Origin of the sequence: Sediminibacillus massiliensis, assembly GCF_900156915.1 — a bacterium.
GTDB classification, from domain to species: domain Bacteria; phylum Bacillota; class Bacilli; order Bacillales; family Amphibacillaceae; genus Sediminibacillus_A; species Sediminibacillus_A massiliensis.
In genome coordinates, this window is the sequence record NZ_LT732535.1 from 1,324,086 (window position 1) to 1,347,509 (window position 23,424).

Consider the following 23,424-nt stretch of genomic DNA (forward strand, 5'->3'; position numbering starts at 1 on the left):
AAAATTCATGGCTTAAACTTTCAAATTCCTTCAATATTTGAATCGAAAATTTTAATAAAAGGCAATATGCAGATATTTCACAGACTAAATTTTAGCTAAATTTTTATCAATTATGTTATAATAAATATATTATAAACGCTTTCATACAAATACTTTGGATAGGTGTGTAGTATATGAAAATAAATGATATAGCCAAGTTAGCTAATGTTTCTAAGTCTGCTGTTTCTTTAGCTTTAAATGGGAAGAATGGCGTTAGTCAGGCCACAAGAGAAAAGATACTTAAAATTGCCCAGGAACACGGATATATTCCTAGACCTGTTGTAAAAGCAGAAAAATACACTGCTTCTAAATCTAATCACAAGTTATTGCGCTTTGTAGCCTGCACAAATGAAGGGATTGTTACAGAACAATATGAGTCCCAGTCTTTTTTCACAGAATTAATTAACAGCATTGAAAAATGCACAAAAACTAACGGTTATTCACTATTAGTTTCTTCTATTAACGTTGAAAAACTTTATGAAGAAATCAGTGAACTGGAAAACGAACAAAAATCCAGTGGCATCCTGTTACTAGGTACAAACTTAACCTCAGATCAAATTAGAACAATTGCCATGATTCAACCTAATATTGTTGTGTTAGATACTTGTTTCGAAACTCTGAATATTAACTTTGTAGTCATGAACAATCTTTATGGCGCATATCAAGCTGGCGAATATTTAATAAGGAATGGGCATTCAGACATAGGGTATGTAAGATCCACTGATCGTATGTACAACTTCAATATGAGGGAAGAAGGTTTTTTACAAGCTCTAGAAGAAAACGACTTGTCTATAACCAAAGATAACATTTTCGAAATTTCTCCTACCACCATTTCTTCTCAAAAAGAGCTTGAAGATAAACTAAAAAAACGCCTGACAAACCTGCCGACCGCTTTGTTTTGCGAATGTGATTATATGGCCATCAGTGTCATGAAAACACTAAATGAGTTAGATATTAAAGTACCTGACCAAGTCTCAGTTGTTGGGTTTGACAATATTTTTGAGTCTAAGGTTCTCACACCTGAATTAACTACTGTAAATGTTAAGAAAGATAAAATTGCATCATTAAGTGTGGAAAAACTCATTCAGATTATTGAGCAACAAGACGCCGACAATGTAAAGGTTTTTGTAGATACAGATTTTATAGAACGAGATTCTAGTATTGCTTATAAAAAGGAAGCGATGGTGGATGGAGAAATAAAATCTTTGTAAAACAGATATATTCTACTAAACACCTTTAAAGTAAGCAGTTGTATTTATTGTCTTTATCGCAAGACATTAGACAGCCTGTCTGCATATAATATCAAAATCAACAAGGAGCTATCCTGAGGTATGTAGCATTACCAGGATAGCTCCTTGTCGTGAAGAATCAGTGTTAGTGTTATTTACCACTGATATATATACTGTTTTGGTTTGTTATTATTTTATCGGACACTGGCTGGGTAATGAAGTGCAATCTTTGAGAACATATCATCAAGTGTAAAACGCGGGTCGATGTAATCATATACTCTAATTTTTCTTTCGTTTTGAAAATGGACATATTGCATATCTTCAGTAATACGCGGCGCAGGAAGTTCCCTATAATGATGATTATGTTCATCAATAAGCAAGGATACTGCAGGTGAATCCCCTAAGCACCAAGCCTCTCCAAATGGAAGCGGCCAAGCAGGATCATTATTTAATTCAGCTAATTGTTCGAATAAATACTTCCCAAGTTCACCATGTGGTCTAACTTTCTGCTCTAACTCAGCAATACTAGCCCTTATTAGACGATAAGCATTGATAGGAACTTGCCAAAGCTTTATATTGGAATTCATAATTACATTGGCAGCATTGATGTCATTCTTTAAATTAAATTCTCTTCCTCCTTCAGGATATTTCCCGCCGCCAATCCATATCGCGGTGACCCTATCTTCAATCTTTGGCTCCATTAAGTAGGCAGCTGCCAAATCAGTAATTGGTCCAAGAAAAATTACATAAAGGGGATTTTGTTCATCAGATTTTAAGGCTTCCTCTACTATTAATCTTGCTCCATCTGATACTTGAGGAGTAGATTCATCTTCCAATGCTTTTACAGCACCTTTTTTAACAACAACTTTCTCCTCCAAATCCATTAGACCCAAAACCTTGATAATCTCATCATAACTTTCTTCCATCGAGTTGGTTACTGGTACTGTTCCAAAGCGATATTTGCCAAAATGAGCAGCTACAATCCCTCTTATATCAAACTTCGGCGTAAGCAATGCATGGACAATTGCATACTGATCATCCGCTTCATTTTTAGCATCTGTATCAATAATAAGTCTTAATCTTTTATGTTCTGGAACACTGTAATTAGTTTTCACTATTTACCACCTCTTTATTTCTTAAAGTCTCGCTTTTTTCCGGATAGTTTAATGCTATCTTTGCATACATATCTTCTAACGTAAAACGGGCATCAATAGAATTATAAACTCTTATTTTCCTAACACTATTACTTGCTCCGAGTTGATAGCGCATATCGTTTGTGAAAAAAGGCGCATCTTTTTCTTCATAATGAAATTGATGGTCATCAATTAGTAGAGATACAGCGGGTGAATCGCCTAGACACCAACTATCCCCCCACGGATTTCTCCAATACGGGCTATTATTATATTCTGCTAACTGTTCAAATAAGTAATTACCGATATCCCCAAATGGTTTCACTTTGTTTTCTAACTCACTTATCCCTACTTTTACCATTTGATAGACATTCTTAGGAACTTGCCATAACGGAATAGGTGACTGAAAAACAACATTAGCTGCTGGAATGTCGTTAGACAAATTAAACTCCCTACCACCTTCTGGATAGACGCCTCCACCTATCCAAATGGCAGTTAATTTATCAACGATCCGTGGCTCTTCAATGTAAGCGGAAGCCAGATCAGTGATTGGACCTAAAAAAATCAGATAAAGAGGTGAAGAATCTTCTTTTAATGCTTCATCGATAATTAACCGGGAACCTTCCGAAATGACCGGTGTATCTATATCATCCATACCTTTGCTTGCGCCTTTGACAACTTTAATTGACTTTTTTAAATCCATTAATCTTAGTAACTTTTCTATTTCTTCATAGCTATCTTCCATGGAACGTTTGCTTTTATGTTCACCGAAATGTGCTGCTATAATCCCTTTCACATCAAACTTAGGAGTTAATAAGGCATGGACAATAGCAAATTGATCATCGGCTTCATTTTTGGCATCTGTATTGATAATCACTCTTAATTTTTTATGTTCAGGAACCTGATAGTTGTAATTCAAAATTATCACTCCTTTGTTTCTATTTCCCAACTACATCCTTACTCAAAGAGAAGGAACAACACATATCATTCCTTGATGTTCCTTCTATATCGAATTATTTAAATTTACTGGTTTGCTACTTCATCTGCAGACTTCTTCATTAGTTCCACTGCTTCTTCAGTTGTTAGTTCACCTGTAATAATTTTGTCTTGTGCTTCAAAAAACTTGGTCACTAAATCCTGAGGTAATGCCTGGTCAGTAATCAAGAAGTTTCCTTCTTTCATAAACTCATTCAATTCCGTAACATGAGGCAATCCTTCTGGTACAAAAGCATCTTTCCTAGGTAGCGGGAATTTAACGACATCTTTGTGATTCTCTACTACCTCTTCAGAAGTAGTGTATAAAGCAAACTTAATTGCGGCTTCTTGTTCTGCTTCTGTTGCATCACTGCTAATTTGAATCATTTCCGCAAAACTTGAAATTCGCTGAGGACTCTGTTCTGTTGGGAAAGGAAATACGCCGACAGATTCAATATCAAATCCATCCGCTATCATGTTGGTATCAAACCAAGGGCCTTCTAATTGCATTGCTGCATCACCACTATAGAATGGCATTTTAGCCTCATTAGGATCTATTGTGATAAAACCCTCTGGAAAATACCCTTTTTCATTCCATTCATGCAGCTTGTCGTAAGTTTTCTGGACTGAATCATGGTCCCATGATTCTTCCAAATTAATTAATTTATCCTTTACTTCTGGCCCAGCAAAATGCTCTAATACAACTTCGGTAAATCTCATTGTATGCCAGCCAAACTTTCCACCAACAGAGATCGGTGTTATGCCGTTTTCTTTCAATGTAGCCATAATAGATTCAAATTCTTCAAAAGTTGAGGGTTCTTCTAAACCATATTGATCAAAAATATCTTTACGATAAAAGATTCCAAGTCCATTTAGTGAGATCGGCACACCGCTTAACTGATCCTCATATTTCACTAAATTCAAGGCTGCTTCCTGAAACTCTCCATCCCAACCATCCTGGCTGGCATTCTCTGTCAAGTCAAGGGTCAGACCATTTTCCGGATAAAAACTACCGAGTGTTCCACCCCAGTTAAACCAAGCAGTTGGCAGTGTTCCTGAGGAAGCTGCAACTTTCAACGCTTCTTTATGAGCATCTACAGCCCGAGTTGACATTTCGATTTTTATATCAGGATTTGCCTCTTCAAAGTCTTCGATAATCGGCTCGTACATTCCTGAATCATCACTGAGTGTCCAGAATTGAACTGTAACCTTATCACTGTCGGAACTTTTCCCACCATTAGATTCACCTTCAGCAGACTGCCCATTACTTGCTCCTGAACTACAAGCAGTTAATACCAAAATTGTAAAAAGCATAAAGAATGTAGATGATAAAACCTTTTTCAATTCGATTCCCTCCTGTATTTTGGATTTAGAGTATCACCTATAAGTAAAATTTATTTTCTTTTGAGTTCCTACACCCCCTTTAGGAAACAACTTTCCAAATGATTAACCTTTGACTGCACCGCCCATTCCTTGTACAAAATGACGCTGGAAGATGATATAAACAGCTAGCACTGGCAAAACTGACATAAGTACGCCAGCCATCATTAGTGGATAATTTGTGGAATGCTGACCTGTAAAACTCATGATCCCGGTAGTAACCGTTTTCAAATTATCTGAAGAAATAAATATTTGTGCTAATAGAAATTCATTCCAAGTAGCCAGGAAGTCCATGATAATCAAAGTTGCGATTGCAGGCTTAGCAACCGGAAGAATAATCCGAAAAAACAAACCCAAATCACTACATCCATCAATTCTGGCAGCCTCGTCCAACTCCTTTGGAATTCCCCTAAAGAAACCTGTCAAAATTAGCATCGCAAAAGGTATCCCAAAACCAATATAAAGGATAATCAACCCTACATAGGTGTCCATTAAGTTAGCATTGGTTAACATTATTACTAAAGGTACGAGACAAGCTTGAAATGGAATAGTCATTCCTAAGATGAAGAAAATATAAATCGGTTTTTCCCATTTGAAATTAAGCCGGGTGAGGCCAAATGCGGCCAATGCTGCTACAAGGATACCTAAAGGAACTTTTATAATGGAAATAAACGCACTATTTCTCATATATACAGCCATATCCCCTTCTCTGAAGGCTTCTATGAAATTTCCCCAATTATATTTTTGGGGTAGGGAAAACAAGGATCCTGAAAATAAATCTCCAGTAGATTTCAAAGCAGTAATTGCCAGAAAAAATACTGGAACTAACCATACTAAGCCAAATGTAATAATAAAAATATAAAACAACGTTTTAGATATTTTTCTCTTCACTTTAAATACCCCTCCTGTTTATACGTGTGACTTCTTCTGTTGCCATAAGATATATGGAACAGCTACAATCATAACGACTATGAGCAAGATAACAGAGATCGCAGACCCTATCCCTACATTGTTCAGGTTGAATGTCTGATAATACATCCATGAACCAAGAACCTGTGTGCTTTGAGATGGCCCACCGCCAGTCATGGCATAAATTATGTCAAATACTCTCATCGAGTAGAACAAAGTGGTAGCGAATACAATAATATATGTCTCTCTTAAAAGAGGCAGGGTAATATGTGTCAATGCCTGGAACGAATTTGCTCCATCCACCTTGGCTGATTCATAAGGTTCTTTCGGAATAGTTTGTAGTCCTGCCAGAAAGATAATCATTGAACTTCCTACGTGTTGCCAGGAGGATGCTGCAAAAACAGAAAACAAAGCAAAATCAGGATTTGATAGCCAACCAACACTCGGAAGCCCGAGTGTGTTAAGTATTTCATTGAATAATCCAATGTTTGGATGATACATCCACACCCAAATCATAGCTACCACTATATTTGATAAAATAAAAGGGAAGTAGAAAACAGCCCGAAAAACAGTTCTTCCACGAAAAGACTTATTTAGCAGTAATGCTATTAGCAAAGCAAAAGTTAAATTAAATGCTAACGAACAGACTGTCCAGATAATATTGTTTGTAAAGCTTTTTAGGAAAACAGAGTCATTAACGAATAACTCGATATAATTTCCAAAACCAACAAAAACTTTCCCAGCTGCACTTACACCGTTAGTCTGGAAAAAACTTAAGTAAAATGTATAAATTGCTGGTCCTGCCACAACAAACAGGTAGATAAGTAATGCAGGGCCTATAAAGAAAAGCGGTTTCATTTTTTTTATTAACTTTTGCTTTTTCACAACTCTTTCTTCATCTAGTGGATCCTTATTCCTCAATTCTTTTATCGAAGAACTTGGTTGGACTTCCTCTTCTTGCAAGACATTCGCTGCAGCTCCCTCTTGTTTCATGTTATTTCCTCCTAAACCATAATTGTTTTAAGCGCTTTCAAAAAATAACAAAAAATAAATACTCCCTTATTGTTTTAGTTGATGTTTAGCTGTTGTTAATAGAATTTTATAATATTATAGATTAATAGTCAATAATTACTATAAATTTTCATAAATTTATTTATTGAATTTTTGCATTATGTACTAAAATTTAGTTCTCGGCTTTTCAACTTATCAATTTATGATAAGCAATCCTTCAAGCTTCATAGCGTTATAAAAAAATAAAACAAATGCCCCTTTTATCAGGAAAAAAAGGGGCATTTGTTTGTGTTATTCAGCTTATATAGATACTCTTTAAGATGCCAAAAATAGATTTCATAATTAGACTGTTCACCTCTTTTAACAGTTACCTTTCCAATATCCAACGGTTACAACTGCCTAGCTAAGTTTAGTATTAACCAATTGTTTATTGCTATGTTTAGGTTCTTAATTCATCTTTCACAACACAATAATTATTACTCAGCACGGTCTCTCAGGCCGGATAATAGTTCGATAATATCTCTTCACACCTACCACCCTTCTTTGTTACCTTGCTATCTAACTGTTAATATCACACGTTGATATCGCTTCAGTTCATGAATGCCATCATCTTTAACTTCCGCAATTAAATGAATTGTGTCTCCTGTTTTTGCATCTTTAGGAATTGTTAGGGTTACAGTATCTGTATCACTGCCTGATAGCGCAATGCTATTCGTAACTTCCCCTCTATTTAATCTTCGATGTAGCCCAAGTTGCATACCACCTTCAAGCTTTTGTTCCACTATTAACGGAGGTGCCTTGGAATCTTCATACGTATCCGCCTCAAAATACCTCCACCAACTATAAGTTAAACTGTCACCATCTGGATCTGATCCTATAGCATGGAGAGTTACTTCTTCTCCTCTCTCAACCTCTAAATCCAGCCCTTCTTTAACTGTAAGAGTAGGATGATGGTTTGCATCTTTATAATCGTGAGCCACTACCCAGTCAGCACGTGCAGCAAAGTCACTCTGAATATCATCAAACCATCTCATAAGACTATACTCGGCTTCGTACCGATTTGTGTATATATCGAAATCTAACACGGTATTTTTATAAAGTTTTTCATTAACAGCACCAAAGCGTCCGCCCCATCCACCATATGATGGATCTTCCATACTTCTTAATCCATTATTAATTAAGTAAAAGAATGATGGAGAATCACCCTCGGATATAAAATCATACCGGTCATAGTGAGGATTATTCTTTAAATATTCTTCACTCCCACGTTGCTCTTCTGGATGTTCTCCCTCAATGAAATTACCATCTCCCATAAGGGCATATAAATCTAGTAATCTTCCATGACCATTCTTAATATGTTCATAATTCCAACCTCCTTGCAACTTTCTGTTCACTTCATCTGCATGTAACTTCCATGCATATGCAAAATGCCAAAAATTTGACTGATCATTTATAATTCTAATATCTGGCCAATACTCTGCAATATAGGAGCTATAACTCTCATCCTGATTCAATATAATATATATCACCAATTTATCACTAACCGTTTTCTTTATAGACTCCCAATCCTTCGTCCCCTCATACTCTTCCTCTATGGATTTAAGTGATCTGGCCGTAGTATTTGTTCCACCCCAGGTTTGAACATATAAATCTCTGTTATCATTACTTAAAAATAGATCTTTCAGAAATTCTGATCCTTCTGTGACTGTGTCCATCTCTCCGGCCTCAGAAATATTTCCAATTTTCGTTACTTTTCTTATGTAGCTTGGTTCGGGATAACCATCCGCATGTTTTATTAAATTGGGGTACGCTTCCTCATAAGCATCAATTATGTTCATTAACCATCTTGTTCCAGTCCATCTATATGGTTTAACACCCTTTTTTTCATTTCCGGCATAGTGATACATGGAACTAGTAAGCACTATACCTTCCAGATTCACTTCATTTGAATACAAAAGAAAGCGGATAACAGAGTTCATATCATCTACTTCCCCGTCAGTTGTTACTACAGTACGAGGTCTAGATTCAAGCTTTGAATTCCTCTCGCCTTTTTTTACCATTTTGTAATCACCAATCCTCATTTTTTGTTACAGTTGCCCTTTTATTTCCTAAAACGAATAAACTCCCAAATAGCTATCTATTAGTTTTCTTTTGTCATACACCAAAGATAATAGTACCCCTATATGTACATGGGAAAAGCGAAGCATCGTTTTGTAAAATATTGATTCTATAAGAATGAACGTATTACTTCCTGCTAGTAATCAAACATTATCCCGTTATCCATTTTAAATTAGAATCTGAAATTCATCTGTTAATAATAATTATGCAATCAGGACAAGACGATAGGTTTTGCTACACAACCTATCGCCTTTTATTTATATACTCACTGATTCATTTTCAGCAACAAGCACTCGGTTGACAGCCTCTTTCCATCCTGAGTAATTTCCATCCTTCAATTCATCTCTCATTTCTGAATAATAAGCTTTACTGTTGAAATTTATTTTTTTTATTTCTTCCATAGACTCCCAAATCCCTACTCCTAACCCTCCGAGAAAAACCGCCCCGATCACCGATAATTCGGCCGTGTCAGATGCTATTACCTTAACCCCTAACATGTCAGCGATAAATTGCATTAAAAATTGATTGCTGATTGCACCGCCATCTACTTTCAGCGCTTTAATTTTAGTTCCGGCTTCCTGCTGCGTTAGTTCAATAATATCCCTCACTTGATAGGCAATACTTTCTAAACCAGCACGTATAAGGTGTGCTTTACCTGTTGCTCTGCTCATTCCAGTTATGGCAGCCCGTGTATCAGGACTCCAATAAGGCGCTCCTAATCCAACAAAAGCAGGGACTAGATAAACACCCTGGTTATCTGCTATCGATACAGCAAGTTTTTCTGCCTCATCAAAATCTTTAAATAATCCCAGATCATGACGCATCCAGTTGAGGATATCCCCTGTTGTGCGGATAATCCCCTCTAATGCATAGCTTACTTTACCTCCATACCCCCATGCGACCGATGTAACCAATCCATTCTCTGTTGTTCTTAGTTCCCCAGTATGAACCAAAACAGATGTCCCCGTGCCAAATGTTGCTTTGGCCATCCCTATTTCAAAACACTGCTGGCCAAAAAGAGCTCCTTGAGAGTCACCAATCACTCCTGATATCGGCAATCCCTCTAAAACGATTTCCTTTTCTTGAATTTTTCCGAACAATGCATCTGAATTTTTGACAACAGGAAGCATGGCTAAAGGAACCGTAAAGAGGTCAAGCAAGTCATCATCCCACTTCAGGGTATGAATATTATATAAAAGTGTTCGGCTTGCATTGGTGACATCTGTTGCATGCGTCTGTCCGTTTGTCAGTTTCCAAATAAGCCAACTATCAATCGTTCCCGTTAAGAGTCTTCCTTTTACAGCTTTTTCCCTGGCACCGTCCACATAATCCAGCATCCATTTAATCTTGGAGGCTGAAAAATAAGGATCAATAGTTAAGCCGGTTTTTTGTTTCACCATAAATTCAAAGCCTTTATCTATTAATTCCTGACAACTCTCCGAGGTTCTCTGGCACTGCCAAACGATTGCATTGCATATCGGAATTCCTGTTACCTTATCCCAAACAACGATTGTTTCTCTTTGATTTGTAATCGACAAGACTTTTATTTCCTCCGCAGAAACGGTGGAAAATTCTACAGCTTCATTGATGAGCTGTTTAACATTTTCATAGATTTCCATCGCATCATGTCCTACCCAATCTTCCTCAGAATAATGCTGTTTGTGCTGCTTGGAATTTTTATAGACTATCTTACCTTCTGAATTCACAAGCAAAACTTTGGTTCCTGAAGTGCTCTGATCTATCCCAATGATATAATTATTTTTCATTCCAGCCACCTCAATTTATTTTCCAATTAAATGCATTGCGAGTTTTGAAACATTTTCCGCACTAATACCATAGTGCGCAAATACTTCCGGTGTTTTACCTGTAATAGCAGGTTCATCTGGAATTCCTACAATTTTCATCGGGACAGGATGATGTTGGGTGACAATTTCCGATACTGCAGCACCTAACCCTCCATAAATACTGTGTTCCTCTAATGTAATGATCCTACGGGTTTCCATTGCTGCTTTAATGATAGCTTCTTCGTCCAATGGTTTTATCGTATGCATATTGAGCACCCTGCACTTTATGCCGTCTTGGTGCAGGACATCAGCTGTATCCAAGGCAACTCTGACCGTCTCACCCGTACCAATAATTGTTATGTCATCGCCTTCATTCATTGTTATGGCTTTGCCAATCTCAAAATCAAAGTCGTCACTTGTATAACAATCATCAACAGGGTTTCTTCCAATTCTCAAATAAACCGGTGTATCATAATTTACCAAGGCTTTAATCATATTCTTTGTTTCATGTCGGTCTGCCGGAAGCATCACATGCAACCCTGGAATTGCCCTTGTAACTGCAATGTCCTGAACAGAGTGGTGAGACATTCCCAGCGCACCGTAGCTCACACCGCCGCTAATCCCGATTAATTTAACGTTTGTTCGGGAATAAGCCACGTCTACCTTAATTTGTTCAATACTTCTCATACTTAAAAAACAAGCTGGCGAAGCAACAAAAGGCTTTTTCCCAGCTGATGCTAATCCCGCTGAAATTCCTACAAGATTTTGCTCAGCAATGCCAACTTCAATCAATTGCTCAGGAAATGCTTCGCCAAACGGAACCATGGAAGCAGATCCTCTGGAGTCACTAGTCAGCACTAGGATATCTTTGTTTGTTTTAGCTAATTCCAACAAAGTATCACTAACTACTTTACGATTTGCAATTTTATTTCCACTACTGGCTTTGAGGGCTATTTTGTTCATATCAATACCTCCAATTGCTTCGTTAGTTCCTCCATTGCCATCCTATATTCTTTCTCACTTGGAACGCGATGATGCCAGCCGACTTGGTTCTCGGTAAAGGAAATGCCTTTTCCTTTCACAGTATTCGCCAATACCATGGTTGGTTTATCAGATTTAAATGGCGCTTGTTGAAATGTTCTGACCAGTGCAGCTACATCATTCCCATCTACCTCGATAACTTCCCAGCCGAAACTTTCCCATTTTTCATCTAGGGGTTCATTGTTCATCACATCGTTCGTACTACCAGTTATCTGCAAACGATTGCGGTCAATTATTCCAACTAAGTTATCCAGCTTATACTGGGAAGCAGCCATTGCAGCTTCCCAGACAGAACCTTCAGCTTGTTCTCCATCACCCATAAGGGTGAATACACGATACGATTTTTGATCTAATTTCGCGGCTAAAGCCATCCCTACCGAAACAGACAGCCCATGCCCCAAAGCACCGGTATTCATCTCGACACCAGGCACTTTGTTATTTGGATGACCAATTAATCGAGAGTTATACCGTGAAAAAGTCTTCAATTCTTCTTTTGGGAAGAATCCCTTATCTGCCAAGACTGCCCAGTAAGACTCTACTGCGTGACCTTTGCTTTGGACATAACGATCACGGTCTTCCCAATCCGGATTTTGGGGATTCACGTTCATCACGCCATAATACAAAGCAGTTAAAATGTCTGTATTTGATAAAGATGAACCGGTGTGACCTGTTCCCGCTTCAAATATCATTTGGATAAAATCTTTACGAATTTGTGTAGCTTTTCGTTTTAAAAATAGTTCATCTATCATAGATATACACCCTCCTGAAAGAGAATTAAAATATTTTTATCTTTCATTAATTGCGGCTAAGAACTGGCTCAGAAACCTGTTCATTAATATCACTACCTCGTAGCCAAGCCTGAATTTCTCTTTCTGTCGGGTCCACTGGATCAGGCTTCAAACCATTAATGTACTGACAAGCCTCATAGATAACTGGGATGACATTGGCATGAATACCAGTAGAGTGATGAATGTATGGTCCTTTCACTAGTGTTTCTTCCCATAACGGCCAATCGTTTACTTCTACCCATACATAAGATCCTCTAGAATAAGGTCCCTGTGTACCTTGGGCTTTACCAAGAAATATGGAATATTCACCATGATCGCCATCGAACCGGGCAATGGTCATGTTGCCACCTTTAATTTCCCCCTCATGAGTTCCCGGGGAATGATCTTCAAATAAAAAGTGACGCTGCAACTTAGGTTTTTGTTCCTGGCTGAGAGAAACAGGAAAGTTACCGCAATGAAACAACAATTCACCATTTGGATTCTCGGGATGACGGACGGTAATATCCGCAAAGAATGTGGGTTGTGTATTTAAAGTAGCAGCCTGAACCATGACAGAAGTAATAGCTCCATGGATATCCGTTTCACAAGTTACCGGAATTTGTTCGTCGGTCAGAATAGCATTAGCAAGACATGGCATGATTCCTATAATGTCCTGAAGAGTAGACCAACACTGAATTGCAATTGCTGAGCTTCCAGTTTCAGTAGCCATCTGTTTCATGGCTACTTTTAAAGATGCAATACGCCGTACGTGTTCATCCTCAACAGCACTCCAGTCCAATGTATCCTTGATATACTGAATAGCGTCATCCAATTCAGGGCTACCATGTTCTTCAACTTTTAATGTTGCCTGCTTAATCTCATCTAAAGTTACAGGATGAATTTGAATACCAAACTTTTCTAACAACTCTCCCTCATTACAGATAACAGACCAGAAATCGGAAGGGCGAGTGGAAATTTGTAAAATCCTCAATTCTTTAAATCTCTTAACTACATTTGCAGCTCCGATAAAGTTTTTAAATCCACGTTCAAATACTTTAGAGTCTACCGCGCTATTTGTAATGTAAGTAAATGGTACATTAAAACGTCGAAGTACTTTCCCAGTCGCAAACATTCCACACTGTGTATCACGGAGACGCATACCATTTTCTAATGGCGCTTCATCTCTCGGCCCCCATAACAAGACTGGCTTATCAATTGCTTTAGCGACCCTGGCTACAATATCTTCTGTACCAAAATTACAATGAGGGAAGAATAAAGCATCAACCCCTGCGTCTTTAAACCGTTTAATAACAGCAGTTTCCTCCGCCCGGTTATAAAGTAATCCTTCATCATTGATTCCTTCCAAGTCTACAATTTCAATATCCAATCCGAAATTTTTTATTTGTTTCAGAATTAACCCTTTATATTTGTAAGCATCTTCTTTGCTGAAAACAAACCTTCTTGTGGGTGCAAAACCTAATTTGATCTTATCCATACAGACCCCTCCATTTTTATTAATCTACTTATCTAATACACTACTCTATAAAAATATTAATTAAGTAAGCAGTAAACTGACCTACAACCCCTCTAAAAGAAACCGCTATCATTTTTAATTGAAGAAATCTAAAGGCTATACTTACTTAAATAGCTACCTTCCATAGTTCTTTGATGTTTAGTTAAATATTTAAGTTAATATTATCAACTGATATTAAAACCGTCAATAAATTTTACTAGAATTTTTTATAAAATTTAGCTTATTTTTTACAAACAACCCTTAATCATGTTTTTGTCATACCTAAAAAGCTAATTATTGCTGTATTTACAAAAAAAAAAGCTAAATAATCGATTGTAAATCACATAAAAAAATTTATATATATAAAGTTATTTTGACAATCAGTGATCTTTCATTCATTTGGTTAGCAGTTATAACTGAATTAATGAATGAAAAGGGGATAGGTTTATTGTAAAACCTATCCTTTTAACAAAGCTTTATTTAAAATAGAATCTATGCCTGCTGTTCCAATACCACTTTATGCTGCATCTTGCCTTGAAGCTGATCCACTATAACAGCAAGTACAATAACACCACCTGTAATTACCATTTGCCAGAATTCAGAAATCCCCATCATAACCATCCCATCACTTAAAACCCCTATTACAAATGCACCCATTATGGTACCGCCGATACTTCCTCTCCCTCCAGCAAGAGACGTGCCACCAAGTACTGTGGCTGCTATGGCGTTTAATTCCCACGTTTCTCCTGTTGCTGGATGTGCCGCTCCAAGCTGAGAGGCAACAATCAACCCTACCATTGCTGCACATAAACCTGATATCATGTAGACTAACATTTTAATCTTATTAACTTGAACTCCGGCTATATCGGCCGCCTTTTCATTTCCACCAACAGCAAAAATATGCCTGCCTAATGGAGTCTTTCTGAATATATATACTGCAATAGCGCCAAACAAAACCATCACCCAGATAGATACCGGCATTCCCAACAAATTACCTGTACCAAGAAAAGAAAAGCCGGTATTTCCTAACTCCGGACTTCCGGCTAAATTTGGATATGTAGCTCCATCAGATATTAATAAAGCAATTCCGCGAGCTACATAAAGCATACCTAATGTAGCAATAAAAGGCGGAACATTAAATTTTGTTATTAGTAAACCGTTCATCCCACCTATTAACGCCCCAAACAATAAGGTGATTAGAATGACGACTGGAACGGAAAAATACACAGTAGCATCTGCAAAATTCAGTACTAATCCTTCATAAATAAAACTTCCTGCAATCATACCTGCTAAACCAACTATAGAACCAACCGATAAATCAATTCCTCCTGTCACTATAACAAAAGTCATACCCACTCCTAATAGAGCATACAACACGACATGCTTAGTAATTAATATAAGATTTTGCGGCTCTAAAAAATTAGGAATCAAAATGCTGAATACTATTAACAATAGAATCAAGGCGATAAAGGTTCTAGCCTTTAATAAAAGCATTCTAAACGATAAAGTTTTGACTTTGGCCGGTTTTGCTTTCTGTTCCGGTGTACCTTCTTTCATTTTTTCTATCGGCTTTACCACAATAATTCCTCCTTTTTTCAACTATTATGAACCACTTATTAAACTTTTGTAGCGGCTTCCATCAAAGCGTGTTCGGTTATTTCATCCCCTCTGAACTCTCCTGTTAACTTTCCTTTTGAGAGTACAATGACTCTGTTGGATCCATCGATAATTTCTTTCAGTTCGGATGATACCAAAATTACACCTAGACCGGATTCTGCCAGTTTGTTTACTATTTTGAATACATCTGCTTTTGCCGATACGTCAATACCCCTTGTCGGTTCATCAAGTAATAAAATTCTAGGAGAAGTTAAAATAGCTTTACCTATTACGACCTTTTGCTGGTTACCACCACTTAATGAAAAAATCGGCAATGAAGTATTAGATACTTTTATAAAGAAATCTTTCACTGTTTGCTTTATTGCATGTTCCTCTTTAGAGTTAACTAAGTGAAAAGATTTAGTGTAATTATCCATACTTGACAAAGTCAAATTCTGAGCAATCGAAAGGGTTTGAACTAAGCCTTCTTTCTGCCGGTCTTCTGGTATATAGGCAAAACCGTTTTTAATTTGCTTATGCACCGATGTTGGTTTAGTTAATGTACCATCAACAAAAACTTCACCCATTAGGTCGCCATAATTTTTGCCCATCAGGCTTTCCAACAATTCTGTCCTACCAGCTCCGAGCAAACCGTAAATACCTAGTATTTCTCCTTGATGCAGAGAAAACGAAACATTATCTAATGCAAGTCCGTCCGCCCGTGGGAGCACTAAATTCTTAACTGTTAAAATTTCCTTTCCGATGTTTTTGTTCTTTTTTATCTGCACTCTCTGGCGCTCTTCGCCAACCATATTTGTGACAATCCATTTCAAATCTATGGATTTCACTTTTTCGGAAGCTACCAATTTACCATCCCGAAGAATTGTAAGATAGTCACCAATTTGCATAATCTCTTCCATTCGGTGGGATATATAGACAATTGCTACACCTTGTTGCTTTAATTCTTCAATCAGCCTGAACAATACTTTTACCTCTGCTCCACTTAATGAGGAGGTGGGTTCATCCATTATTAATATTTGAAGTTTTTTTTGAATCATCGTTTTAGCAATTTCAATGATTTGCTGTTGCCCTACTCTTAGTTCACCCACTAATGTGTTTGGATCGATGGCCTGCTCTAGTTTCTCTAACACTTCTTTCGTTCTTGCTTTTTGATCAGCTTCATTTATCTTGCCAAATTTGGCTATTTCCCTTGCCATAAATATATTTTCAGCCACTGTTAAATTGGGAAATAAATTCAGCTCCTGATGAATTATCCCGATTCCGGCTTCTCCTGCTTCTCTTGTATTATTGAATCGAACTTCTTTACCATTGAATATTATTTTGCCATCGCTTGGGCTTTCTACGCCGGCTATGATTTTCATCAATGTAGATTTCCCAGCACCGTTCTCTCCAATCAGTACATTCACTTTTCCTTTATAAAGTTTCATATTTACTTTATCTAAAGCTATTGTCCCGGGATAAAGTTTAGATACTTCTTTTGCCTCTAAGCAAACATCTGTGACGACTCCTGAATCACCAGACATTATTCTCCACCTCCCCGGACAAGAACAGGAGTGAGTAAACTAACCTCTTCACTGGCTGTGAGCACTCCCGTATAAGATATTTCTAGACCTTCTTTTAATTCAATACCTTCTAAATTATCCTGATAGGATTTTGTGTTGTAAGTTGTGCCAAGCTGTGCCCATTCTATCTGGTTATTAAAGTCTTCAAACTTGATGTAGTCCAAAACATCTCTAATGGCATACCCTTCAAAGACAGGACCAATTTGCAAAGTAAAATCCGGACTGCCGTCATAGGGCTCCACGTCAATTTCTGAAACACCTTTTCTTGACTCCGTGTTAACACTTACTACTTCGCCCTTGCCGGCAACGATAAAATTAAAGCTGGAACCATCTTTTACACCCAGCTCTTCTCCAACAACTGCTAAGTCCTTTTCATTAATTTGATTAAAAATTTCCATTATATCCCTTTTGTTATCTTCGAAGTATGGAAGTACTTCGCTTTCCCATGTTTCTTCTACGTACTCTTCTGCATTAAAATCTGTCGATGAAGCACTCGGGCCATCCGCATTGGCTTGCATATCTTCATTACTAACCACAGTACTTCCAGTGAATAAAATAACCATGAATCCTATTAAAGTAAGAGTTGTTATTACTAAGCTTTTGTTCTTTTTCAAAAAGAATCCCATTTTTTTCAACTCCTCCATCACAAGTAACTTATAAGAAAGACTCTTTACTTTACATAAAGAGTCTTTTAGAAAGGGTTATTTAGGGCTATTCAGATAATGCAAAGTTATTCAGTTTATCTGCATTGCTTGAATCAATAAGTACACAATCCACTAATTGTTTTTCGTCCAAACCAGTTGAACCTTCTTTTATATAAGTATCTGCCTGGTCAACAGCCATTTGAGCGATCTCAAATGCAGGTTGCAATCCAGTGGCTTTAATTCCATCTTCCATAATAGAGTCTCTGACATCATTGCTGCCATCGAACCCTACCACTATAACATCATCCATTCCGGCTGCTTCCAATGCAGCATACGCTCCCATTGCCATCGTGTCGTTTCCTGCAATCACACCTTTAATATCACTATTTGCCTGGATAATCGATTCCATCTTCGAAAAAGCTTCTGTCTGACTCCAGTTCGCACTTTGAGTAGCTACTATCTCCATGTCAGGATATTGATCAATTACTTCATGGAAACCTTGAGAACGTACGCCAGCATTTGTATCCGATTCTTTTCCCGTTAATTCTACATACTTTCCTTCCTCACTCATTAATTCAACAAACTTCTCTGCAACTAGACTTGATCCCTGGTAATTGTTTGCAACAATCTGAGATATCGCTATTCCTGTTTCATTTATTTCACGGTCAATCAAGAAAGAGGGAATTCCAGCATCTTTTGCTTTTTCAATTGCGCTAACTGTTGCGTCTGCTCCTGCGTTATCCAAGATTATCGCTGCAGCATTTCTGGAAATTGCTGTATCAATTTGCTCGCTTTGCTTGTTAGGATCATCATCATGCGACATGACTAACGTTTCATAGCCAAGCTCTTCGGCTTTAGCTTGTGCTGCCTCTGCTTCTGTCTTAAAAAATGGATTATCATGGGAAGGGGTTATAATGACGATTAAATTTGAGGATTCTGTTTCTTTTGCAGATGCTTCCTCTGTAGTAGTAGAATCTGTGGCAGTTTCTTCGCTTTCATTTTCCGTGTTCTCTCCGTCAACGTTTTCCTGGGCACAAGCGAATAACAGAACACTAGTCAACAACATAATTAACAAAAGCAATTGATTTTTCTTCATCCTTTTCTCCCCTTTTCAATCTTCAAGTAATTGCATAAAAATTTTTAAAGCGCTTACATTTAACAAAAACATTTATCGGGCCGTACACTTGCAACCTCATCACCTTATTTTCGGTCACCCCCCATTCATAACTTGGTTATATTGTAAAAAAAATAGCTAACTATTTAGCTGTCTGGTTAAGTATTGCTTTACAATGTGAATTTTTTATCAAAAAATGACTGAAAATAACTAAAAAAATAAACTAAATAATTATTCATTTTAGTTACATATAAACTCATAAGGTAATTAAACCCTGTGGAAAGAAGAAATGAATTGATTTATCTTTAAAAAAAAGATAACACACAGCTAAAATGAAGTCAATAAGTTTAGATATTTATTCATAAATTTTTAAGTATTTTTTAGTTTTACTAAACTTCTTTTATCGATTCCCTTACCAACACATGAGGGTTTGCCCGAAAAGTCTATGAAACCTTAAGTTTCCCTCTCTCAGAAACTTACTTATCATATTTTTGATTGAAATTATCCCGGTTATAGTCTTTCGACAGCTTTACAAACGCACTAACAGCAAAAGCATAATGCTGTCAAGATACAGAGAAGTACTGCTTTGGTGATTGTGTGTTGTTGATATTGCGATTTTCTAGCAAGGCTGTCTGTTAGATCACCTGTCTTGCGTAACCAATAAACTCCGAACCTTCAGGAATAAGATCGATTCCCTTATTCCTCAGGGAAAAGATCGTGATCCCCAATCCATTCCAATTCCTTGAATGCATTGGACATACTAAGTTCACTAATAAACAGCCGCTTTACCAATCAAATGATTCTCATCCCTTCGATCACATACTTCAATTGTAGTAATGTCATCGACTCTATCACCTTGGCTTTTGCTATTAGGCTTTTATTTTAGCATAGGCAATTTGGGATACTTGGTGGCTCTTACCCATTTTACCGGTTATAAATAAAAACTATTCGTTTATCGAATATCATGTGTTATACTACGTATATAACACGCAAACAGGAGTGAAGAAAATTGTATATTAATCTCGATCTACAATCAACGGATCCTATCTATTTACAATTGAGAAATCAAATTGTTGCCGGGATTGCAAAGAAAGAACTGGCATTGGGTGAACGGCTTCCCTCTGTTAGAAGTTTGGCTGCTGATATCGGGATAAATCTTCATACGGTCAATAAAGCTTATAAACAACTTAAGCAAGAGGGGTTTATCTTGATTCACCGGCAAAAAGGAGTTGTGATCAATCCAGAGGGTATTCCTCAGGCAGACGAGGAATACAAGCACGGGCTGAGCAAATCATTAAACACACTGATTGCCGAGTCCGTTTGCCGTGGGATAGAGAAAGAGGAATTTCTTAAAATGTGCAGCAGTTTGTATAAAGAATATGAATTAAGTGAGGGGGATCACAATGAATAGCACGCTCATTTTGCTTTTGTTGATAACAGTCCTGCCTGTGTTCATCGGGATGATGTTCATGCCGTATTTGACGAGGCGAACAGAAAGTTTCGGGGTATGGATTCCGGAAGATGTGTACTACACCAAGGAACTACGTTTGATGAGAAAAAAATATGTAAAGCTTACAGGAGTTGTTAGTTTACTAACAGCTGCGGTTTATTTATTTGCACTTCCATTGGAAATAGATCCACAAACAATTACTGTCTTAATCAGTGTGTCTCTTCTTTTGTATATCTTCATCACGTTTTTGGTCTATTTGTATTTTCATCGTAAAATGAAAACTCTAAAAGCTGAGCAAAAATGGGGGAAAGAGAAACCTCAGCGCACTGTCATCCAAACAGGGTTCCGTAACCAGAAACTCACATATTCAAATGGCTGGTTTCTTATTTCGTTTATCCTCTCGTTTGGAATGATACTGTTTTCTCTATCGGTCTATGATCAGATACCTGATCAGATTCCAATGCAGTATAACTTTAACGGCGAGGTCACAAACTGGGAAAATAAGTCTTACCGTTCTATCCTCTTGATGCCAGCCATGATGGTGTATCTCTCCTTATTATTCTTGGGTATCAATACGGTAATAGCAAAGGCTAAACAGCAGTTGAATGCGGAAAATCCGGAAAAATCGATTCAACAATCGGTCATTTTCCGTAGAAGATGGTCAGCGTTCATTATCATCACTGGTATAGCAATGACGCTATTGTTCTCTCTTATCCAGCTTTCGTTTATTTATCCAATTAACTCGAAGTTCCTAGTCATCGCACCACTTGTATTAGGAGGCGGCGTGACAATTGGTGCAATAGTCCTCTCCTTTACAACCGGGCAGGGAGGAAGCCGTGTGAAGACAGGGACAGGGAAAAAAGGCGAAATTATCGATCGTGATGATGACAAGTATTGGAAGCTCGGTCAGTTCTACTATAACCCTAATGATCCAGCCCTGTTTTTAGAAAAACGCTTTGGTGTAGGATGGACACTCAACCTTGCACGCCCGCTGGCATGGGTTCTCTTTCTATCAATTATTATACTTGCAGTCGGGATACCTCTGTTGCTGGGAGCATAAATACGGCCGTCCGGCAGACAGTTCAAATTAATAAGGCACTCCATATTGTATGTTGGAGTGCCTTTTTTCTATTGTTGATAGAGGTGAGTTTTACGAATGTCCTAAAGGGTAATGTACTAATATTTACCAACAATCAAAGAAGTTCAGATAGGAGGAATATCATGGAATACATTAATTTAGGGAATTCCGGCTTGCGGGTACCGAAGTACATTCTAGGAACCATTCCATTCAGTGGTACAAATGGATTTGAACCTGCAGGAAATATAAACGAAAACGACGCACGCAGAATGGTTGATATATCTCTGGAAGCAGGGATCAACATGTTTGATACAGCGAACCTCTATTCCAAAGGGGATGCCGAACGCGTACTTGGCGCGGCCATCAAAGGACGCCGGGACGAGGTACTGCTCACATCGAAGACAGGGTTCCATTTAGGAGAAAACCCGAACGCCCGCGGGGCTTCGCGCAGCAATATAGAAGCTTCCATCGATCGTACTTTGGAAAGACTTGGAACAGACCATCTCGACTTGTATTTCGTCCATTTATGGGACGGGCGCACCCCTGTTGAAGAAACGGTTGAAACGATGACAAACCTGGTCAGATCCGGCAAAATCCGCTACTGGGGCGTGTCCAACTATAGCGGTTGGGCGCTCGCGAGGACGTACTCTGTTGCAGAGCAGTCCGGTTATATCCCGCCGATCACCCAGCAAATTTACTACACACCGGAAGCGCGTGAAGCAGAATATGAACTACTTCCGGCAGGCAGCGAGCTCGGTATTGGTTCGATGATTTGGAGTCCGCTCGGCGAAGGACTTCTAAATGGAAAAATCGGTCGAAATAAAACAGCGCCGGAAAACACCCGGCAAGGCGGAGGCTGGCCAGAGCCATGGGTTTATGACCAAGAGCGCCTCTACCGAGTAATTGATGCACTGGAAGAAGTAGCGGCAAATCATGATGCCACCGTGCCGCAAATTGCTTACACATGGGTTAAAGATCGTCCGAATGTCGGTCCGATCGTAATTGCGGCTCGAAATGAGGAGCAGTTGCAGGAAAACATTGCTTCCTTCGATATCCAGCTGACAAAGGAAGAACATGACCGTATCGAATCGGTTGCCCGTCCGGCACCTTTTTATCCACTATGGCACCGCGCCATGGGTTCCTTTGAAATGGGAAGCCCATCCGAAATGCCTTATTTGGAAGGATACAAAAAGTCGATGGGGATGGAAGATTAACCAGATAGGTTCAGAACGACAAAACGTACCGGCACCAGAGCTCTTTCCGAGTTCTGTCGCAGGTACGTTTTTTAAATTACGAATTATTTAAACAATTTAAAGCAGAAAGCTGTTTTGGTTGCAGGCAGGTGTCACCACCCATAAACACTTTCACACGTGTCAGGCTGTGGTTCATAATAACAATGCTGTTTATATTGCCCTGTAAAGGGTTGATCGTACCATGTAGGCGGACATGGACCATATGGATTGAAATACCAGAGTGCGAACTTGGAAGGGTGTTCTCTCCAATAGTCCAAAACCTGCCTTGCCAGCCTTCTTTCGGATTCTCTCGCTCTGTTGTAAAAAACGTTTCCCTTCTGAACAGCTTCAAAAGAGTAATTTCCGCCTTGCACTTGATAGATTACATCCCTGATGGACCTTACATCAGCAAAGTCCAAACAATCGGCCTTTGACCGATTTACAATGACATTTCCGACCATCAACATTCCCTGTTTCCCTTCGCCTATGGCTTCTGCCCTCATCATCCTTGCCACTAAATCAACATCGCTGTCAGTATATTTCACTCTTGCCACTTGTCATCACCCCTAAAGAATGGCTCTAAAAGAATTGTATGAAAAAAGCCGCTAAAAATGTGAGTTTTTTTCACTTTTAGCCTGTTGGACATGTTGAATTTTCACTGTCATTCCCTTTGACTGCTTCCGTACACTCCCTACTGGAAATTCAGATAAGAATGAAAGGATTTTAGCAGCTATCGTAGGCTCCAAACTCTTTTATTAAACACTAATTTAATCAAGTCTTTTGTCTTTTTACGATATGTATCTATCCAAGCAAAGAATATAGAATCTAGTT

The 23,424-nt window shown here is 38.2% G+C and carries 19 protein-coding genes; 4 read left to right on the forward strand and 15 right to left on the reverse strand.

What is annotated here, in order from left to right; translation table 11 throughout:
* Window positions 1-173: 173 nt before the first annotated feature.
* On the forward strand, window positions 174-1,250 hold the full coding sequence (locus CZ434_RS07440) for a LacI family DNA-binding transcriptional regulator (protein WP_077622544.1): 1,077 nt from the start codon (window positions 174-176) through the stop codon (window positions 1,248-1,250).
* A gap of 212 nt (window positions 1,251-1,462) precedes the next feature.
* Here CZ434_RS07440 and CZ434_RS07445 read toward each other — a convergent pair whose 3' ends face one another.
* From CZ434_RS07445 to CZ434_RS07510, 14 genes are all read right to left on the reverse strand, one after another.
* On the reverse strand, window positions 1,463-2,383 hold the full coding sequence (locus CZ434_RS07445) for a nucleoside hydrolase (protein WP_077622545.1): 921 nt from the start codon (window positions 2,381-2,383) through the stop codon (window positions 1,463-1,465).
* Entirely contained in the window at window positions 2,373-3,326 is a 954-nt protein-coding gene (locus tag CZ434_RS07450) for a nucleoside hydrolase (RefSeq protein WP_179107359.1), read from the reverse strand. The genes CZ434_RS07445 and CZ434_RS07450 overlap by 11 nt, the downstream gene beginning before the upstream one ends.
* A gap of 95 nt (window positions 3,327-3,421) precedes the next feature.
* Entirely contained in the window at window positions 3,422-4,717 is a 1,296-nt protein-coding gene (locus CZ434_RS07455) for an ABC transporter substrate-binding protein (RefSeq protein WP_077622547.1), read from the reverse strand.
* 102 nt (window positions 4,718-4,819) lie between these two features.
* Window positions 4,820-5,644 (reverse strand): carbohydrate ABC transporter permease, encoded by an 825-nt coding sequence (locus tag CZ434_RS07460; protein WP_077622548.1) that lies wholly within the window; start codon window positions 5,642-5,644, stop codon window positions 4,820-4,822.
* An 18-nt stretch (window positions 5,645-5,662) separates the two neighbouring features.
* Window positions 5,663-6,655: a carbohydrate ABC transporter permease gene (locus CZ434_RS07465; protein WP_245830939.1), complete on the reverse strand. Its 993-nt coding sequence runs from the start codon at window positions 6,653-6,655 to the stop codon at window positions 5,663-5,665.
* A 572-nt stretch (window positions 6,656-7,227) separates the two neighbouring features.
* Window positions 7,228-8,733 (reverse strand): DUF1593 domain-containing protein, encoded by a 1,506-nt coding sequence (locus CZ434_RS07470; protein ID WP_077622549.1) that lies wholly within the window; start codon window positions 8,731-8,733, stop codon window positions 7,228-7,230.
* Between the two features lie 315 nt (window positions 8,734-9,048).
* The gene (gene glpK, locus CZ434_RS07475; protein WP_077622550.1) at window positions 9,049-10,557 is read right to left on the reverse strand and encodes a glycerol kinase GlpK; all 1,509 of its coding nucleotides are present in this window, start codon (window positions 10,555-10,557) and stop codon (window positions 9,049-9,051) included.
* A gap of 15 nt (window positions 10,558-10,572) precedes the next feature.
* On the reverse strand, window positions 10,573-11,538 hold the full coding sequence (locus CZ434_RS07480; protein WP_077622551.1) for a transketolase family protein: 966 nt from the start codon (window positions 11,536-11,538) through the stop codon (window positions 10,573-10,575).
* Window positions 11,535-12,365 carry a transketolase gene (locus CZ434_RS07485; protein ID WP_425442022.1) on the reverse strand — a complete coding sequence of 277 codons (831 nt, stop codon included), beginning with the start codon at window positions 12,363-12,365 and terminating at the stop codon, window positions 11,535-11,537. Before CZ434_RS07485 ends, CZ434_RS07480 begins: the two co-directional genes overlap by 4 nt.
* A gap of 46 nt (window positions 12,366-12,411) precedes the next feature.
* Window positions 12,412-13,878, reverse strand: coding sequence for an L-fucose/L-arabinose isomerase family protein (locus CZ434_RS07490; RefSeq protein WP_077622552.1), 1,467 nt, complete (start codon window positions 13,876-13,878; stop codon window positions 12,412-12,414).
* A 510-nt stretch (window positions 13,879-14,388) separates the two neighbouring features.
* Complete coding sequence (locus tag CZ434_RS07495) at window positions 14,389-15,495, reverse strand: ABC transporter permease (protein WP_245830940.1); 1,107 nt, start codon at window positions 15,493-15,495, stop codon at window positions 14,389-14,391.
* Between the two features lie 17 nt (window positions 15,496-15,512).
* Window positions 15,513-17,036 (reverse strand): sugar ABC transporter ATP-binding protein, encoded by a 1,524-nt coding sequence (locus tag CZ434_RS07500; protein WP_077622553.1) that lies wholly within the window; start codon window positions 17,034-17,036, stop codon window positions 15,513-15,515.
* Window positions 17,036-17,719, reverse strand: coding sequence for a DUF2291 family protein (locus CZ434_RS07505; protein ID WP_077622554.1), 684 nt, complete (start codon window positions 17,717-17,719; stop codon window positions 17,036-17,038). Before CZ434_RS07505 ends, CZ434_RS07500 begins: the two co-directional genes overlap by 1 nt.
* A gap of 67 nt (window positions 17,720-17,786) precedes the next feature.
* Entirely contained in the window at window positions 17,787-18,815 is a 1,029-nt protein-coding gene (locus CZ434_RS07510; RefSeq protein WP_077622555.1) for a D-ribose ABC transporter substrate-binding protein, read from the reverse strand.
* Between the two features lie 1,027 nt (window positions 18,816-19,842).
* Between CZ434_RS07510 and CZ434_RS07515 the strand changes: the two genes are divergently transcribed.
* From CZ434_RS07515 to CZ434_RS07525, 3 genes are all read left to right on the forward strand, one after another.
* Entirely contained in the window at window positions 19,843-20,244 is a 402-nt protein-coding gene (locus tag CZ434_RS07515; RefSeq protein ID WP_077622556.1) for a GntR family transcriptional regulator, read from the forward strand.
* A complete protein-coding gene (locus CZ434_RS07520) occupies window positions 20,237-21,343 on the forward strand; it encodes a DUF1648 domain-containing protein (RefSeq protein WP_077622557.1) in 1,107 nt (368 codons plus the stop codon). Before CZ434_RS07515 ends, CZ434_RS07520 begins: the two co-directional genes overlap by 8 nt.
* A gap of 161 nt (window positions 21,344-21,504) precedes the next feature.
* The gene (locus tag CZ434_RS07525; protein WP_077622558.1) at window positions 21,505-22,575 is read left to right on the forward strand and encodes an aldo/keto reductase; all 1,071 of its coding nucleotides are present in this window, start codon (window positions 21,505-21,507) and stop codon (window positions 22,573-22,575) included.
* A gap of 131 nt (window positions 22,576-22,706) precedes the next feature.
* On the opposite strand, the gene CZ434_RS07530 is transcribed toward CZ434_RS07525, so the two are convergent.
* The gene (locus CZ434_RS07530; RefSeq protein WP_077622559.1) at window positions 22,707-23,147 is read right to left on the reverse strand and encodes a cell wall hydrolase; all 441 of its coding nucleotides are present in this window, start codon (window positions 23,145-23,147) and stop codon (window positions 22,707-22,709) included.
* Window positions 23,148-23,424 lie beyond the last annotated feature (277 nt).